Raw genomic sequence first — 15,726 nt, forward strand, 5'->3', positions numbered from 1 at the left:
GAACTTGATTCAGGTGGCCTCAGATACTCATCACCATCTGCCCGCTGTCCACCCGCAACTCGACACCGTTCACCGCCCGTGCCTCGTCGCTGGCGAGGAACAGCACGCTGGCCGCCACGTCTTCCGGCCGGCACATGCGGTTCATCGGGTCGCTGTCGATGGTCAGGCGCTCCGGGTCCAGGCCGGCCGGGAAGCCGCCGCTGGTCATGTCGGTCAACACGCCGTCCGGGTGCAGGCTGTTGCAGCGAATCCGGTACTTGCGACGCCGACAGAACGCCGCCACCGAACGGGTCAACGCCGCCACCGCGCCTTTCGAGGCGCTGTAGGCCAGGTAATCGTCGCGTCCGGCCAGGGCGGCGATGGACGACAGGTTGATGATCGAGCCACCGCCGGCCTTCATCAGCCCGATGGCCTCGCGACAGCCAAGAAACACGCTGTCGGCGTTGACCCGCATCAGCCGGTGCCAGTCCTCCAGCGAGGTTTCCTCGATCGTGCCGGCGATCAGGATACCGGCGTTGTTGACCAGGATATCCAGCCGCCCGAAGCGCTCGCGAACCTCGCCCATCAGTTGCTGCCAGCCCGCTTCGCTGCTGGCGTCATGGCGAAGGAACAGCGCGGCGTCGCCGATTTCGGCGGCCAGGGCTTGACCCGCGGCCACGTCGATATCGGCAATCACCACACGGGCGCCTTCCCGTGCCAGCAGGCGCACGCTGGCGCGGCCAATGCCCTTGGCGCCGCCGGTGACCAGGGCGATCTTGTCGCGCACCCGGCCGGGGAGTTTCTGTTGCAGTTCAGTCATGACAGGGCCTCATCGGCAAATTGCGCTTGGTTCAGTGTTTCGCGGGCTGCTGCCTGTCCGGCGCGACGGCCGGAAAACACGCAGTCGGCCAGCGACAGGCCGCTGATATACAGGTGCGAAGGAATACCCACCGCGGCGCGGCCGGCGGCGTACAAACCGGGAATCGGTTGCGCGGCGACGTCCAGCACCGCGCCGCTCTGCTCATCGACCCGCAGGCCACCGAGGGTCAACGCGCCCAGCGGGAAAATCGGATTGCCCACGGAAATATCGCAGGCCTGGAACGGGCCTTTTTCCAGCACCCGGCGCCCGCCACGGGACTTGCCGAAGGGATCGCCGATCTCGCCACGGGCCGCGGCATTGTTGGCCTGGACCGACTCGCGCAAGACCGCCGCATTCATCCCGGTGACCCGGGCCAGTTCATCGAGGCTTTTGCCCTTGCGCACCTTGAGCAGCATCAGCGCCAGGGCTGGCACGCTCTGGAACCACCAGTAGCCGCCAAACAGCGCTTCGCGGATGGCCTTCCAGCGCAGTGGCGCATCCAGCACCAGCCAGGCGCGCCCGCCCTGCTCTTCCATCAACGGCTGGCCGAGGGTGGCGCCGTAGACTTCTTCGTTGCAGAAACGCCGGCCCTCGGTGTTGACCACGATGCCCTTGTGCCAACTGTACGGCGGGTTGATGAAGCGCCAGGCCGAGACCCGTTCCAGACGATCACTGGCGGCGCCGACACTGAGCCCCAGGCGCAGGCCGCTGCCGTCGCAGCCGGTGGCGCCGACCTTGAAGTTGCGGCGGAATTTCGGCGCGTGCTGGGCGATCAGTTCGCGGTTGAAGATGAAACCGCCGGTGCTGAGGATCACCGCCTTGCTCGCATGCACCAGCACCGGCCGGGCGAAATCGCGCTCCAGCTTGCTGGCGCGCTGGCGCAGTTTGTCGCAGTAGCCGGGCGCGAAATTCTGCAGGCGCTCGGCGCGTTCGATCCATTTTGCATGCAGCATGGCCTGCTCGCTGCCCGGCGGCAGGCGCCAGAATTCGGCGCCGATCACCCGGCCGCTGCCGTCGAGCACCAGGCGTTTGGCCGCCGCCTGCAGCAGCGTGCGCACCCCGGCCTTTAGGCACGCGCTTTTCAGGTGGGCATAGAGCACCGCGCCGCACTGGCCCTTGCCGGCGGTGCGGTGACCGCGCGGGGCCGGCGGATTGGCGCCGCCGTAGAGCGGCACCAGTTCGTTGCCGGAGTAGTACAGGTAATAACCGTCCTGCGGGTAGGAGGTCTTGCCGCCTGGCGGGACTTCGTGGGAGTACGGCGCGCCATGGCTTTCCAGCCATTCCAGGTTGGTCACGCTGTCATCGCAGAAACGCCGCAGGGTTTCATCGCTGATCACGCCCTGGGTTTCATGCTTGAGGTAATCGAACATGGCTTGCGGGCTGTCGTTGTAGCCGGCGGCGCGCTGCTGGCGAGTGCCGCCGCCGGCGTACACCACGCCGCCGCTCTTGGCGCTGGCACCACCACCGCAGAAACGGTCGGCCACCAGCACATCGGCGCCTTCGGCCCGCGCCTGCAAAGCGGCGCAGGCACCGGCCGCGCCCCAGCCGAGCACCAACACTTCGCATTGTGCGTCCCACTTCAGTGCCGAACGGCCGTCCACCTGCAACGGCGGCAGGATCGGTGTCACGCATCCCTTTTCGGTGCTCATGAGGCCGCCCTCGCCAGGTGGTTGGCGGCGACATAACCGAAGGTCATGGCTGGGCCGAGGGTGCCGCCGGCGCCCGGATAGCTGGTGCCCATCACCGACGCCGAGCAGTTGCCGATGGCATACAGGCCAGGAATTGGTGTGCCGTCGTCGCGCACCACCTGGGCATGTTCGTTGGTCAGCAGGCCGCCCTTGGTGCCGATGTCCCCGGCGTCCAGGCGCATGGCGTAGAACGGCCCCTTGCGCAACGGCGCCAGGCACGGGTTGGGCTTGATGTTGCAGTCGCCGTAGTAGCGGTCGAAGACGTTGCCGCCACGGTCGAAATCAACGTCGACCCCGGTCCGCGCGTACTCGTTGACCTTGCTCGCGGTGGCCTCCAGACCGGCCGCGTCGACGCCGATCTGCCGGGCCAGATCGGCCAGGGTGTCGGCCTTCCAGTACAGGTTGTTCAGCCATTCCTTGCGCAGGCGGCTGTCGGGCATGACCTGGGCCGGCATCAGCGGGCCCATGGCGTAGTGGAAGCGGAAATGCGCGTCGAAGATCACCCAGGCCGGCACGCTGCGCCCGCCGCTCTGCTGGTTGTCGCGGTGCATGGCATCGACGAATTCCAGATACGGCGCGGCCTCGTTGACGAAACGCCGGCCCTGGCCGTTGACCACGATGGCGCCGGGGAACGCGCGCTCGGCGAAGATGCCGCGGGGTTTGTCTTCGCCCGGCACGGCGATGGTCGGCGCCCACCAGGCCCAGTCCATCAGTGCGGTGGCGGCGCCCTCCTTCATCCCGGCCAGCAACGCGGCGCCGGTGTTGTTGCCGGGCGGCGTGGCGCTCCAGGTCATCTGGGTCGGTTTGGGCAGGTACTGTTCACGCAGGGCCTGGTTCTGCTCGAAACCACCGGAGCCGAAGATCACCCCGTGGCGAGCGGCGATGCGAATTTCCTGGCCGTCGCGATTGACCACGATCCCGGCGACCTTGCCGTCTTCCATCAGCAGCTCGCGGAAATCGGTGTTGAGCCACAGCGGCACCTGGCGGTCCATCAGCGAGCGGCGCAGCGACGCCACCAGCGAACTGCCGAGGGCGGCGCGGCGGTCGTATTTGCTTTTCTTGCGCCATTTGAAATCGAGCTTGTAGCGCAGCATCAGGCCGAGCACCAGCAGACGCCAGCCGAAGCTGCGGGCCATGGCCTTGTGCGCATGGCGCGCGGTCCAGGCGATGCGGCCCATCAGCAGGGTCGAGGGCGACGGCTTGCGCAGGTTGTCCAGTTCGTCTTCGAGCAGGCTGGTGTCGAACAACTCCGGGTCGAGGGTCCGCCCGCCGGGCAGCGAGCCGGGCAGGTGCGGGTAGTAATCCGGGTATTTCGCCGCCACCGCGTAGCGCACACGGCTGTTGCGCGTGAGGGCTTCGATCATCTTCGGCGCGTTGTCGAGATAGGCTTCGAGGCGGGCCGGTTCGACGTGCTCGCCGGCGGATGCTTGCAGGTAGGTGCGTGCCAGCTCGCGGCTGTCGTTGCCGCCGTGGCGAGCGAAATAGTGATTGTTGGGGATCCAGATCCCGCCGCCGGAGATCGCCGAGGTGCCGCCGTACTTGTCGCTTTTTTCCACGATCAGGACACGCAGGCCGTGATCGGCGAGAAACACCGCCGAAGTCATCGCACCCGCGCCCGAGCCGACGACGATCACGTCGTAGGCGGATTGAGACTGAACTTGAGCCGTCATTGTTGTTATGCCATTAGCTGAGGTCAGGAAAGGCCGGCGGCGTGTGCGGCCGGCGGCTGATTCCATCTTCAGCGGGTGGCGGGGTGGGGATCATCGTCAAAGCGGACTAGGTGGGCCTTATCGCGAGCAAGCTCGCTCCTACAGGTTCAGCGCAATACCTGTAGGCGCGAGCTTGCTCGCGATGGCCCACTCAGATCTACATCACCGCCCGCCGCCCCACCCAAGGCCGGTCCTGCTCCAACTGGCTGGCAATCCGCAGCAACCCGTCTTCCCCCCCCAGCCGCGCGGTAAACATCATGCCCACCGGCAACCCACTGTCGCTCATGCCCAGCGGCAAGGAAATCGCCGGCTGGCCGCTGACGTTGGCCAGCACGGTGAAGCCGGCGCTGCCCATGGCCCGGTGGGCGTAGCTGTCCCAGCCCTGGTCGAGGGTCAACAGGCCCATTTCAGGGGTCAGGTTGGCGGTGACCGGCGAGAGGATCAGGTCGAAGCGCTCGAAGTGCTTTTCCATCGCCGCGCCGATGTCTTCGAACGATTGTCGGGCGCGGTACAGCGCTTCGCCGTTGGTGCCTTTGGCGCGCTCCAGCACGACCTGGGTGATCTGTTCCAGGTCCTGGGCGGTGGCGGCGCGGCCCAGTGTTTGCTCGCGGTCATGCACCAGGCTCAGCAACGCAGTGCCGATCACCGCGCCGTGGGCGCCGAACAGTTGCCGTGGGTCGATGCCGAGGTTCAGCTCTTCCACCTCATGACCAAGGCCGAGCAATTGCTTGATGGTCTGCTCCAGGGTTGCGGAGATTGCAGGATCCAGCGGTGCACCGGTCAACGACTGGCGGACCACGGCGATGCGCAGCTTGCCTGGATCGCGGCGCAGTTCCTCGACGTAGGGGCGTTCCACCGGCGCAGCCCAGTAAGCGCTGCCGGGCTCATGACCGTGACCGGCGTCGAGGAACAGCGCTGTGTCACGCACGCTGCGCGACACCACATTGCCGACACTGGCGCCGAACCAGCCCTCGAAATGCGCCGGGCCGCTGGGGGTGCGGTAGCGGCCGGGCTTCAGCCCGACCAGGCCGCAATAAGACGCCGGGACACGGATCGAGCCGCCGCCGTCGGTGGCGTGGGCCACCGGCACAATGCCCGCCGCTACCGCCGAGGCGGCGCCACCGGATGAGCCGCCGGCGCTGTGGCCGAGGTTCCACGGGTTGCGGGTCAGACCCCAGGCCAGGGATTCGGTGGTGGTGGTCAGGCCGAATTCCGGGCAGGTGGTCTTGCCGAACGGCACCGCGCCGGCCCGCTCGTAACGGGCGATCAGGGTGCTGGTGAACGGCGCGGGCGGCGCGTCCTTGAACAGGCGGCTGCCGTTGCTGGTGGTGGTGCCTTGCAGGTAGGTGTTGAGGTCCTTGAGCAGCACCGGCACGCCGGCCAGCGCACCCTGGGCCTGATGGCCGGCGGCGCGGCGCTGGGCGAGCAGATTGCGGGCGTAGTCCTCGTGCAGCATGTTCACCGCCTGCACCTTGGGATTGACCCGCGCGTGGCGGGCCAGGGCCGCGTTGAGCAGGGTTTCCGGCGAGAGTTCGCCCTTGCGCACGGCCTCGGCCATGGCCCAGGCATCGAGGGATTGGTAGTCGCTGGCGGACAGATCGCCGGCCTGGACGCTGGCGAAGCGGCCGAGCAGGCCGATGCCGGCGGTGATGGCAGTGGCTTTGAGCACGGTGCGGCGGGGGATTTCGGTGGTCATGGAGGGCACCTTTTTAGTTATTAATGGTTTTAGGGGGCATCGCGAGCAAGCTCGCTCCTACAAGGGGTGTGCGATGTGTAGGAGCGAGCTTGCTCGCGAAGCGGTCCCAGAAAATCTGTCAGGCAACATTGAACCGCGCCGAAAGCTGATCCAGCGCCCGCGCCAGTTGTTCCAGGTCCGCTGCCGCCACGGCGCTGCGCCCGGCACTCGCCGACAGCGCACCGGTACCCGCCGAGACATTCTCGACCCGCACGACCATCTCGCGGGTGACGCGGACCTGTTCGTCGATCACTGCGGCGATGGTGTCCACGCTGCGGATTACGTCGTCGGTGCCAGTGCGGATCTGCGCCACGGAATCACCGGCTTCGTGGGCCAGGTTGACGCCTTCGCGGACCCGCAACACCACGCGGCCCATACCATCGACCACGGCGCGAGTGCCTTCCTGGATGCGTTGCACGGTGATGTCGATCTCGCCAATGGAGCGCCCGGTGCGCTGGGCCAGCAACCTTACTTCATCGGCGACCACGGCAAAACCGCGACCCTGCTCCCCTGCCCTGGCCGCCTCGATCGCGGCATTCAGGGCCAGCAGGTTGGTCTGCTCGGCAATGTTGCGGATAACGTTGAGCACATCGCTGATTTCGGCAGAAAACACTTCCAGTTCGTGAATATGCACAGCGGTGTCGCTGATGACGTCGCTGATGCGGTTCATTTCCTGGGCCATGTCGCGGATAAAGCCTTCGCTCTTGCCCGAACGCCCCGCCGAGTGCTGGGTGATATCGCGGGACACGCCAACATGGTTTTCCACCTCGCCGATGGAGCCGGACAGGTGCTCCACCGCACTGGAAATGCCGCGCACCGCCTCGCTCTGCTGCTGGGTCGCCACCGACGCCAGTTCCGCCGACTCGGCCAGGTGCGCCGCCTCGCGGCTGACCCGCTGGACCAGTTCGCGCATCTGCGAGATCAGGCCATGCAGGCTGTCGCGCATGGCGGCGGTGTCGCCGAGCATCAGGGCGAATTCATCGCGGCCATGGATCACGATGGGTTGCGACAGGTCGCCCCCGGCAATCGCGCGCATGCTCGCTGAAGCCTGGCCGAAGGCGCGACGCAGCCGGCCCAGGGTGGTGAGCGCCGTGGCGCTGCCAACCACTACACCGACCACGCCCAACAGCAGGTACGCGAGAACGGTGCGCTGGTAACGCTGCTGCGCCGCCTCATACGCCTGCTCCGCCGCGGCCTGTTGCAGCACCTGCAACTTGCCCAGTTCGACGCCGGCGGCGCTGCCGGCCGGTTCCGCCACGCGCAGGAAGGAAATAATCCCCGGCAGGCGGAAATCGCCGGCGCGCAGCGACTCCAGCAGGATCGTCAGTTCCTCGACCCAGACGGCGTAGTGGCTTTCGAATGCCTCGGCGACCTGCTGTTCCTCGGCGCTCAGGTCGCGTTGGCGGTACTCGTTCCAGCGCTGGGTCACGGCCTGGCCGTTGGCTTCGATGGTGCCGAGGGTGACTTCCACCGAGCGGTCGAAGGCCGCCATCAGCGGTCCTTCCGGATCCTGCAGGACCGCCAGCAACGCCTGTCGCCGGCTTTCATCCAGGCGGTGCTGGATCTCGCCGAAGGTGAGCAGGGTCGCCAGGTTGTCTTCGTTAATGGTGCGCAGGCTGTCGCGCGCCTGTTGCAGCCCGTAGACGCCGAAACCGACGGCGGCAACGAACAGCAAGGTGGCCAGCAGCGCCCATATCCACAGGCGCTGAGCGATGGTGATGGCTTTGAACACGGTCGTTCCTCGCCCGGGTCAGTCGGAGGTGACCATGGCGAGCATCGTCGCCAGGTAGTGCTCGCCATAGGGTGGCAGCAGGCCCCACTCGCGGCGCGGGTCGTGGGCCGGGGCCTTGAACACCGTGCGCAGGTGGCTGAATTCGAGGAAGCCCTCGCGGCCGTGGTAATGCCCCATACCGGAGGCGCCGACGCCACCGAAGGGCGCGTCGTGCATCGCCGCGTGCATCATCACGTCGTTGAGGGTGACGCCACCGGACACCGTGTGTTCCAGCACCCGGCGCTGCTCGGCCGCGTCCTGGCCGAAGTAGTACAGGGCCAGCGGCCGCGGGCCCGCGTTGATCGCGTCGATGACCTCGTCGAGGTCGTCATAGCCGAGCAAGACCATGGCCGGACCGAAGATTTCTTCATTCATGATCTGCGCGTCGTGCGGCGGATCGATCACCAGGCGCAGCGGGCGACGGCGGTCGTTGGCGTCCAGTGGCAGCGCTTCCGGCAAGGACTCGATGCGCGTGCCGCGTTGCCGGGCGTCGTCGATATAGCCTTCGACCCGCGCCAGATGACGCTGATTGACCACCGCCACCACGTCCGGATTGCCCTGGATGCTCGGGTGCAGGCTTGCATAAGCGGCGCGCAGCGCGGCGATGAACGACGCCTGCAGGTTGCGCGGCACATAGACCAGGTCGGGGTTGATGCAGATCTGCCCGCCATTGGTGGCCTTGGCCGCGGCGATGCTCAAGGCGGCCTGGTCCAGGTCCGCGGTGGTCGAGATGATCACCGGCGATTTGCCGCCCAGTTCCAGGGTCACCGGCACCAGATGCTGCGCTGCATTGCGCATCACCGCACGGCCAACGGCGGTGCTGCCGGTGAACACCAGGTGATCGAACGGCTGCGCGGTGAAGGCTTCGGCCAGCTCGGCGTCGCCGGTGACCACCGCGACCTCCAGCGGGTCGAGGTGCTCGGCGCACAGGCGGGCGACCACGCCGGCGGTGCGCGGAGTCACTTCCGACGGTTTGAGGATCGCCCGGTTACCCGCCGCCAGGACTGAGGCCAGCGGGCTGAACAGGGTATACAGCGGCGCATTCCAGGTGCCGATGATGCCGACGCTGCCTTTGGGCTGGTACATGATCCAGGCCTTGGCGCCCAGTTGGTCGTAGGGCGCGAACGCTGCGCGCTGCTCGTCCTGCATCCAGTGCGCGAGGTGATCGCGGGCGTGCTTGAGGGAGGCCAGCGCGCCGAGCACGTCGTTCATCAGCGAAAAGCCGGCGGGACGCCCGCCGAAATCCGCGTCCATGGCCTCGGTCAGTTCGCCGTGGTGGGCCACCAACAGGTCGATCACCCGCTGGATGCGCTGGCGGCGGGTGGCCGCGTCGACGGCGCCGGCGGCATTGAAGGCGCTTTTCTGTCGGGCCAGAAGGCCGGAAAGCGTGTCGACGGATGATGCGACTGAACTCATGCGTGTCCCCTTGCGAATCGGCCTTCATGGCCTTGGCAGCGCCCGATGCGCCTGGGACCACGTTGCCCCGCCAGGCCCCGCCGCGCCTCGTCCGATCGGACGAGGATCGAGCAAAAGCGTTAGTCCGTTGAGACGATGTAGGCCGTGCGGCCGCGTCCAATACTGGCCCCACGAAAACACCACCCATGAGGCCAGTCATGGCAACACAACACATCAGTTTCGATCCCCAGGCCTTCCGCGCGGCCCTCGGCACCTTCACCACCGGCGTGACCATCATCACCACCCAGGGCGAGGACGGCGCGCCGGTCGGCATCACCGCCAACAGCTTCAACTCGGTGTCGCTCAACCCGCCGCTGGTGCTCTGGAGCCTGTCCAAGCAGGCGCGCAGCCTGCCGGTGTTCAGCAGCGGCAAGCACTGGAACGTGCACGTGCTGTCCACCGAGCAGGAAAAGCTCTCGGGCCGCTTCGCCACCCAGGGCGAGAACAAGTTCGCCGAGGTCGAGCTGGACTGCGGCGTCAGCGAAGCCCCGCTGCTGCAGGACTGCACGGCGCGCTTCCAGTGCCGCACGGCGTTCCAGTACGAGGGCGGCGACCATGTGATCTTCGTCGGCGAAGTGCTCGCCTTCGACCACAGCGACCGCGCGCCACTGGCGTTCCAGAGCGGCCAGTACGCCCTGACCACCCGCAAGCCGCGCAACGAACTGCGCCTGGCGACCACCCCGCCGCCGCCCGAGTGCAGCTACACCGAGGACCTGCTCGGCTATCTGTTGGGCCGCGGGCATTACCAGGTGCTCAACGTGCTGCGGCATATGCTCAGCAACCAGCAACTGGACGAGCAGGCGTTTTTTATCCTTGCCGTGCTGTGCATTCGCGACAACCTCGACCTTGCCGAGATCAACACCTTCGTCAGTTACACCGGGCATGTGGTGACCCTGGCCGGCATGCGCTTCCTCGAGCGTCAGCAACTGGTGGCGATCGAAGGCGATGACGACGACCTGCGTTTCGTCCTCACCGCCAAGGGCCGCGAAACCTCGCTGCAGCAGGTTGCGCTGGCCAAGGTGGTAGAGCAGGAATTGACCGCCAAGCTCGGCATCGCCGATGCCCAGGCGCTGAAAGTGCTGCTCAAGCGCCTGATCGTGGTCAGCGACCCCGGCTTGCCCGACCTCTGGGCGCCGCGATGAGCGCGGCCGTGCCGGCCCTGTCGGCATCGCCGGTGGGCTGGCGGGCCCATGGCCTGCTGGCGTTGCTGGCGGTGGTGTTCGCCGACAACTTCGTCGGCCGGCAGATCCTCGCGGTGATGATCGAACCGGTGAAGGCCGAGTTCGGCGTCGGCGACACCGCCATGGGGCTGATCTCCGGGCTGGCCTTCGCCGTGGTCTACGCGGTGATGGGCTTGCCCGCCGGGCGCCTGGTGGATCGCCTGCCGCGCACCCGCTTGCTCGCTGCCTCGTGCTTGCTCTGGGCGTTGGCGACCATGGCTTGCGGAGTGGCCGGCAGTTTTCTGCTGCTGGCGATCGCGCGGATGGCGGTGGCGGTCAGTGAGTCGCCGACCACCTCGGCTTCGCTGTCGTTGATTGCCGACCTGTATCCGCCGCAAAAGCGCTCGTTCGCCATCAGTTGCTTCACCGCAGCGCCGACTTTTTCTTCGATCATCGGCCTGAGCATCGGCGCTTGGGTGGTGGAGCACTACGGCTGGCGCGTGGCGTTCATCGCGTTGGGCGTGCCGGCGCTGCTGTTCGCCGCGGCGCTGGCCTTTATCGTGCGCGACCCGCCACGCGGCCGCTGGGACCTCACGCCCCACGCCCCCGGCGCCTCCCCCGGCCTGACCGCCGAAGCCCGTGGCCTGTGGGCGTTGCCGGCGTACCGGCAATTGATCCTGGCGGGCGGCCTGACCACCCTCAGTTCCTACGCCATCGCCATGTGGAACACCAGTTTCCTGGTGCGCTCCCATGACCTCTCGCTGCAACACGCCGGGCTGCTGGCCGGAGTGATCTGCGGCACCGCCGCCGGTGTCGGCGGACTGTTCAGCGGCTGGCTCAGTGATCGCCTGAGCCGGCGTGACGCGCACTGGCAGTTCTCGATCCCGATCATCGGCCATCTCACCGCGATGACGGCCCTGGTCATCTACCTGCTCTGGCCCGACACCGTGCTGCTCCACCTCGGCAGCCTGCCGGTGCCGGCGGCGATGCTCTGGTGCGCGCTGTACAGCTTCTTCGCGGTGTGGTGGGTGGCGCCGTCCTACAACCTGGTCACGCAACTGGTGCCGGCCAACCGCCGTGGCGCGGCGATGGCTCTGCAAACCATCGTCAGCACTCTGCTCGGGATCGGCATCGGCCCGCTGTTGGCCGGATTGCTCAGTGACCTGCTGTTGCCGCTGGCCGGCGAAGATTCGCTGCGCTACGCCCTGCTGCTGGTGAGCTTGCCGGTGCTGGGTTCGGTGCTGTTGCTGTTGCGTACCTCGCGGCAGGTGGGTCGATAGCGACGCCCGCGCTATCGACCCGTTCCCTCAACGCTGATTGCTGAAACCGGCGATGGCCTGGCGGGCCGTGTCGGTTTCCAGCATCCGCGCGAACACCCGGGCTTCCTCATCGATGCGCTCGCGCAGGGCGGGCGCATCGGCGCTCTTCAGCAGACGCTTGGTTTCCATCAACGCCGCCAGTGGCTTGCACGCTAATTTGCGCGCCTGGGCCAGGGCCGTGTCGAGGACCTGCGCCGGCTCCAGCACCCGATTCACCAACCCGGCGCGCAACGCCGCCTCGGCGTCGAACGGCTCGCCCAGCAACAACGCCTCGGCGGCTCGCTGATAGCCGAACACCCGGGGCAGCAACAGGCTGGAGCCGGCTTCCGGACACAACCCGAGATTGACGAACGGCAGGCTGAACCGCGCGTTGCTGCCGGCGAGCACCAGGTCGCAGTGCAATAGCAGCGTGGTGCCGATGCCCACGGCGACACCGCAGACCGCGGCCACCAGCGGTTTGCGGAAACCACTGACGGCACGCAAAAACTGCCAGACCGGCGCGTCGAGGCCATCGGGCGGATGGCTGATGAAATCGGCCAGGTCATTGCCGGCGCTGAATACCTGTTCGCTGCCGTGAAACAGCACCACGGCAATCGCCGGATCCTCCTCGGCCTGGTGCAGCAGGTCGGTCAGGCGCTGGTACATGGGCACGGTCAGGGCGTTTTTCTTGGTTTCGCGGTTGAAGGTGATGATGAGGACGCCGGAGTCCTCGCGGGTCAGGATGTCGGTCATTGCGCGCTCGCTGGTTGACGGGAGCCCTAGCAATAGCCCGTCGCCGTCCGCCGCGAAACGTCCGGATTGAGTAGGTGTCGCGTGTCAGCGTCGCTCATCCGACAGCGGCGTCGGCTCGTCCGGCTCTGGCACGGGCATGTCCTGCTGCGGAGCGTCCGGCAGGCGCTCGATGTCGTTGGGTTCGTCCGAGCGCTGCGGGTCACCGTTGACGTTGGGGTCGGTGACCGGGTCGGTTTCGCGCTGCGGGTTGTTCAGCGGGTCTTTCCAGAGTGGGTCGTCTTTGGGCGAGTGCATGATGCGGTCCTCGGTGGTGGGTCCTGAGCATTGGAATAGGCATCGGAATCAGGAGTGCCGGGCAGCCGATCAACGGAGCAACGCTGTTAAAGTGGCAGCCCGCCACCGATGGAGATGACCATGTCTATCCGCCCTGCCCGTCCCCATGACGCCCACCTGCTGCCCGCCATCGAGCGCTCGGCGGCCGAGGCGTTTCTTGCTGTTGAGCGGTTGGCGTGGGTTGCGGCGCATGAGGTGCTGAGTGTCGAGGAACACCTGGGCTTTATCGACAAGGGCCTGCTCTGGCTGGCGGTAGATGAGCAGGACCGGCCGCTGGGGTTTCTCTGCGCCAGCGTCCAGGACGGCGGCGTGCACATCGACGAATTGTCCGTGGCGCTTTGTCATCAAGGGAAAGGACTGGGTCGGGCGCTGATCGCCTGTGTCGAGGCGTGGGCCCAGGCGCAGGGCTTCACGGCATTGACCCTGACGACCTTCAAGGACGTGCCGTGGAACGCACCTTTCTATGCACGGCTGGGTTTCGTCGCGCTGGACGACGGGCAGTTGCAGGGTTTTCTGCAGCAGCAAATAGCCCATGAGCACGCGCTTGGGCTGCCGGGACGTTGCGCGATGCGCAAATCATTGTCCGTCCCGGCTTGAGCTTTATTTCTGTTCTTGCGCTTTCTCGGCTTCGGCCGCCGCCTGTTGCGCGGCGCGCAAGGCTTCGATCGTTTGCTCCAGCAATTCCACCTGCTTGAGTAGCTGACGCCGTTCGCCGCCCACCAGTTCGAGTTGCTGGCCCTGGGACTGGAACTGGCGCTGCAGTTCTTCGCGCGCGCCCTGGGACTGCGCCAGGTTGGCGCTGAGGGTGCGGGTTTCCAGCGCGTGCTGTTCCTGCTGGTCCTTCAGGTGCTGGCATTCGCGCTGGACATGCCGCGCCTCCACCAGCAACCGCTCGTTATCGCGGTTGAGCCGGGTCACTTCGTCCTGCTTGATGATCAGCGTCTGCTGCAACTGGCGCAGCTCCGTCTGCAATTGCTGGACTTGCGCTTCGTGCCGGCGGTGATCCTGCTCGCGCTGTTCGCGGCTGGCGGTGCGGTAATGCTCCAGCGCATCGCGGGCGTGCTGATGCTTGTCTTCCAGCGAGGCGATCTGTTCGTCCTTGTCGGCCAGCCGCACATTCAACTCACCCACCGCCTGGCTCAGCGTGGCATTACGGGTGTGTTCGCTCTGCAGGCTGCTGCGGGCGGTGGCCAGCTCCGCGGACTCAGCGGCCAGCGCCGCGCCCTGGATCTGCAATTGCTGCTGCGCCGCCGCCAGCGCCTGCTGGCATTCCTGCAAGTGCGCGTTCAGCGCGGCGTTTTCCACATCGAACGACTTTTGCGCCTCTTCGACGCAGGCGTCGCTCTCTTCGCGCAACTGCTCCGCCAACTGCTTGACCAGCCCCATCAGCGACGCGCTGAGGTCCGGCACGCTGGTGGTGGCGGGCGGTTTCTGGATTTCCAGCTCTTTGAGGTAGCGATGAATGGTGGTTTTCGAACCGGTATTTCCCAGTTCAATCCGCACCGCATCGATGCTCGGATGCTCGCCCCGACCGAGGATCGCCTGACGGGCTTTATGCACGACTGCTTTGTTGATACCACCGCGGGCCATGTCTGAGTTCCTGCTATTTCATAATGTGGTACGTATCATGTGTTTACATACCAAAAAGATCAAATTAATTTTCATAATTTGATGATATTTAAGATGAAATAATCGCGACTTATCAAATCAGAGGCAGTTTTCACCCGTCAGAAAGCCGGGCCAAGACTATTCGGCGACATCGCCGCGGCCAGACTGGCGGTCGCCTTGAACGCCACGCCGGCGGGATAGGCTGGCCAGTCCCGCATCAGCAAGGGCGCCATGCCGAACACCTGCACGCCCTGCTCGCGGCGGGCAGGACGAAACGAGGCATAACCGAACGCGCCGACAATGCCCGCGAACCCGCCGTACCGAGTAGTCCCGGGGATGGCTCAAGTCGGTATCGCGGTCATTATCCAGCCGCCACTGACGGTCCATGTCGAGGATCGGTGCCCCCCCCCAGTGGGTAACCCGCTCGGGCGAACAAGGGCGCCAACCCGCCAATGCCTTCGGGCGTGAGGTATTCCCACGCCACTGACGCCAAGCGGAACAACGGCACGCCCTGGATCTGCGCGCCCGCTAGTGAAAGCGCGCGGGCAGATCCATCGGCGCGAACGGTACACCCGGCAATCCGTGCATCCACCAGCACGCTGTCGCTCAGGTCGGCGGCGGAAAAATCCGCCTCGGTAAAGTTGGCATTGCTGCCCAGGATGTTTTTCAGCGAGCACTTGCGCAGGCTTGCCCGCCGCGCGAAGACATTCCTCAGGTCGGCACCGTCCAGCACCGCGCCCTCCAGCCAGCAGCTCTCCAGGTGGGCATCGGTCAGCAGCGCCCCGGTGAGTTGCAGGCGGCTCAGGTCGGCGTGGCTGAAATCGCCGCCGCTGAAGTTGGCATGGGCGCAGTCGAGGCGGGCCGACGGGCTGCCGAGAATCGCGCCCCGGGCTTGGCAAAAGCTCAGGTCGATCCCCCGGGCACTGCGTGGCGCACCCCAGCCAGGCCGGCCAAGGGTCGCGCCGGACAAGTTGGCGTGATCCAGCAATGCACCGTCGAAAAACACGCCGTTGAGCCGGGTGTCGCGCAGATCGGCCTCGCCGAGCAGGCAATTGGACAGGTCCGCGCCCTGCAGGCTGGCACCAGTAAAGCGCGCGCCGGTGAAGTCCACCCCGATGGCGCTCGCGCCATCCAGCACCACATCGGTCAGGTCCACGCCCCGGCCCTGTCCGCTGGCCACCAACGCCGCCAACGATGGGGTGGCCAGACACGTCGCCCCCGCATGGAAGGTGAACTTGCCCATGAACTCACCCAACGTTCCCGTCCTCACAACTGCACCTTGGCTTTGATCGAGTAGCGGGGGGGGGGGGGGGGGGCGGGGGCGGGGGGGGGGGGGGGGGGGGGGGGGGGGGGGGGGGGGGGGGGGGGGGGGGGGGGG

Annotated in this window: 13 protein-coding genes; 3 read left to right on the forward strand and 10 right to left on the reverse strand. The window is 66.6% G+C overall.

The features are described from left to right. Positions 1-19 precede the first annotated feature (19 nt). The 6 genes from NTD88_RS07295 to NTD88_RS07320 all read right to left on the reverse strand — a co-directional run bounded on the left by NTD88_RS07295 (position 20) and on the right by NTD88_RS07320 (position 9,157). On the reverse strand, positions 20-799 hold the full coding sequence (locus NTD88_RS07295; RefSeq protein ID WP_262156282.1) for an SDR family oxidoreductase: 780 nt from the start codon (positions 797-799) through the stop codon (positions 20-22). Next, positions 796-2,487 carry an FAD-binding protein gene (locus NTD88_RS07300; protein WP_262156283.1) on the reverse strand — a complete coding sequence of 564 codons (1,692 nt, stop codon included), beginning with the start codon at positions 2,485-2,487 and terminating at the stop codon, positions 796-798. Before NTD88_RS07300 ends, NTD88_RS07295 begins: the two co-directional genes overlap by 4 nt. Then, the gene (locus NTD88_RS07305) at positions 2,484-4,196 is read right to left on the reverse strand and encodes an FAD-dependent oxidoreductase (RefSeq protein WP_262156284.1); all 1,713 of its coding nucleotides are present in this window, start codon (positions 4,194-4,196) and stop codon (positions 2,484-2,486) included. The genes NTD88_RS07300 and NTD88_RS07305 overlap by 4 nt, the downstream gene beginning before the upstream one ends. 196 nt (positions 4,197-4,392) lie before the next feature. Then, positions 4,393-5,931, reverse strand: a complete 1,539-nt coding sequence (locus NTD88_RS07310; RefSeq protein ID WP_262156285.1) for an amidase — start codon at positions 5,929-5,931, stop codon at positions 4,393-4,395. Between the two features lie 118 nt (positions 5,932-6,049). Further along, positions 6,050-7,702 carry a methyl-accepting chemotaxis protein gene (locus NTD88_RS07315; RefSeq protein ID WP_262153359.1) on the reverse strand — a complete coding sequence of 551 codons (1,653 nt, stop codon included), beginning with the start codon at positions 7,700-7,702 and terminating at the stop codon, positions 6,050-6,052. An 18-nt stretch (positions 7,703-7,720) separates the two neighbouring features. Next, complete coding sequence (locus NTD88_RS07320; RefSeq protein WP_262153358.1) at positions 7,721-9,157, reverse strand: coniferyl aldehyde dehydrogenase; 1,437 nt, start codon at positions 9,155-9,157, stop codon at positions 7,721-7,723. Between the two features lie 197 nt (positions 9,158-9,354). On the opposite strand from NTD88_RS07320, the gene NTD88_RS07325 reads away from it, so the two are divergent. Next, positions 9,355-10,338 carry a flavin reductase family protein gene (locus tag NTD88_RS07325; RefSeq protein ID WP_262153357.1) on the forward strand — a complete coding sequence of 328 codons (984 nt, stop codon included), beginning with the start codon at positions 9,355-9,357 and terminating at the stop codon, positions 10,336-10,338. Beyond that, entirely contained in the window at positions 10,335-11,636 is a 1,302-nt protein-coding gene (locus tag NTD88_RS07330; RefSeq protein ID WP_177454472.1) for a spinster family MFS transporter, read from the forward strand. The genes NTD88_RS07325 and NTD88_RS07330 overlap by 4 nt, the downstream gene beginning before the upstream one ends. Before the next feature lie 27 nt (positions 11,637-11,663). Here the strand turns inward: NTD88_RS07330 and NTD88_RS07335 are convergent, their stop codons facing one another. Continuing rightward, positions 11,664-12,407, reverse strand: coding sequence for an enoyl-CoA hydratase (locus NTD88_RS07335; RefSeq protein ID WP_262153356.1), 744 nt, complete (start codon positions 12,405-12,407; stop codon positions 11,664-11,666). An 84-nt stretch (positions 12,408-12,491) separates the two neighbouring features. Beyond that, entirely contained in the window at positions 12,492-12,701 is a 210-nt protein-coding gene (locus NTD88_RS07340) for a hypothetical protein (RefSeq protein ID WP_262153355.1), read from the reverse strand. Positions 12,702-12,821: 120 nt separating this feature from the next. Here NTD88_RS07340 and NTD88_RS07345 point away from each other — a divergent pair, with 120 nt between their 5' ends. Further along, a complete protein-coding gene (locus tag NTD88_RS07345) occupies positions 12,822-13,337 on the forward strand; it encodes a GNAT family N-acetyltransferase (protein WP_262153354.1) in 516 nt (171 codons plus the stop codon). Between the two features lie 3 nt (positions 13,338-13,340). Here NTD88_RS07345 and NTD88_RS07350 read toward each other — a convergent pair whose 3' ends face one another. Beyond that, complete coding sequence (locus tag NTD88_RS07350) at positions 13,341-14,330, reverse strand: DNA-binding protein (protein WP_262153353.1); 990 nt, start codon at positions 14,328-14,330, stop codon at positions 13,341-13,343. A gap of 379 nt (positions 14,331-14,709) precedes the next feature. Then, on the reverse strand, positions 14,710-15,591 hold the full coding sequence (locus NTD88_RS07355) for a pentapeptide repeat-containing protein (protein ID WP_262153352.1): 882 nt from the start codon (positions 15,589-15,591) through the stop codon (positions 14,710-14,712). Between the last annotated feature and the right edge of the window lie 135 nt (positions 15,592-15,726).

The sequence above is a fragment of the Pseudomonas sp. 20P_3.2_Bac5 genome (assembly GCF_025466035.1).
Classification (GTDB): Bacteria; Pseudomonadota; Gammaproteobacteria; order Pseudomonadales; family Pseudomonadaceae; genus Aquipseudomonas.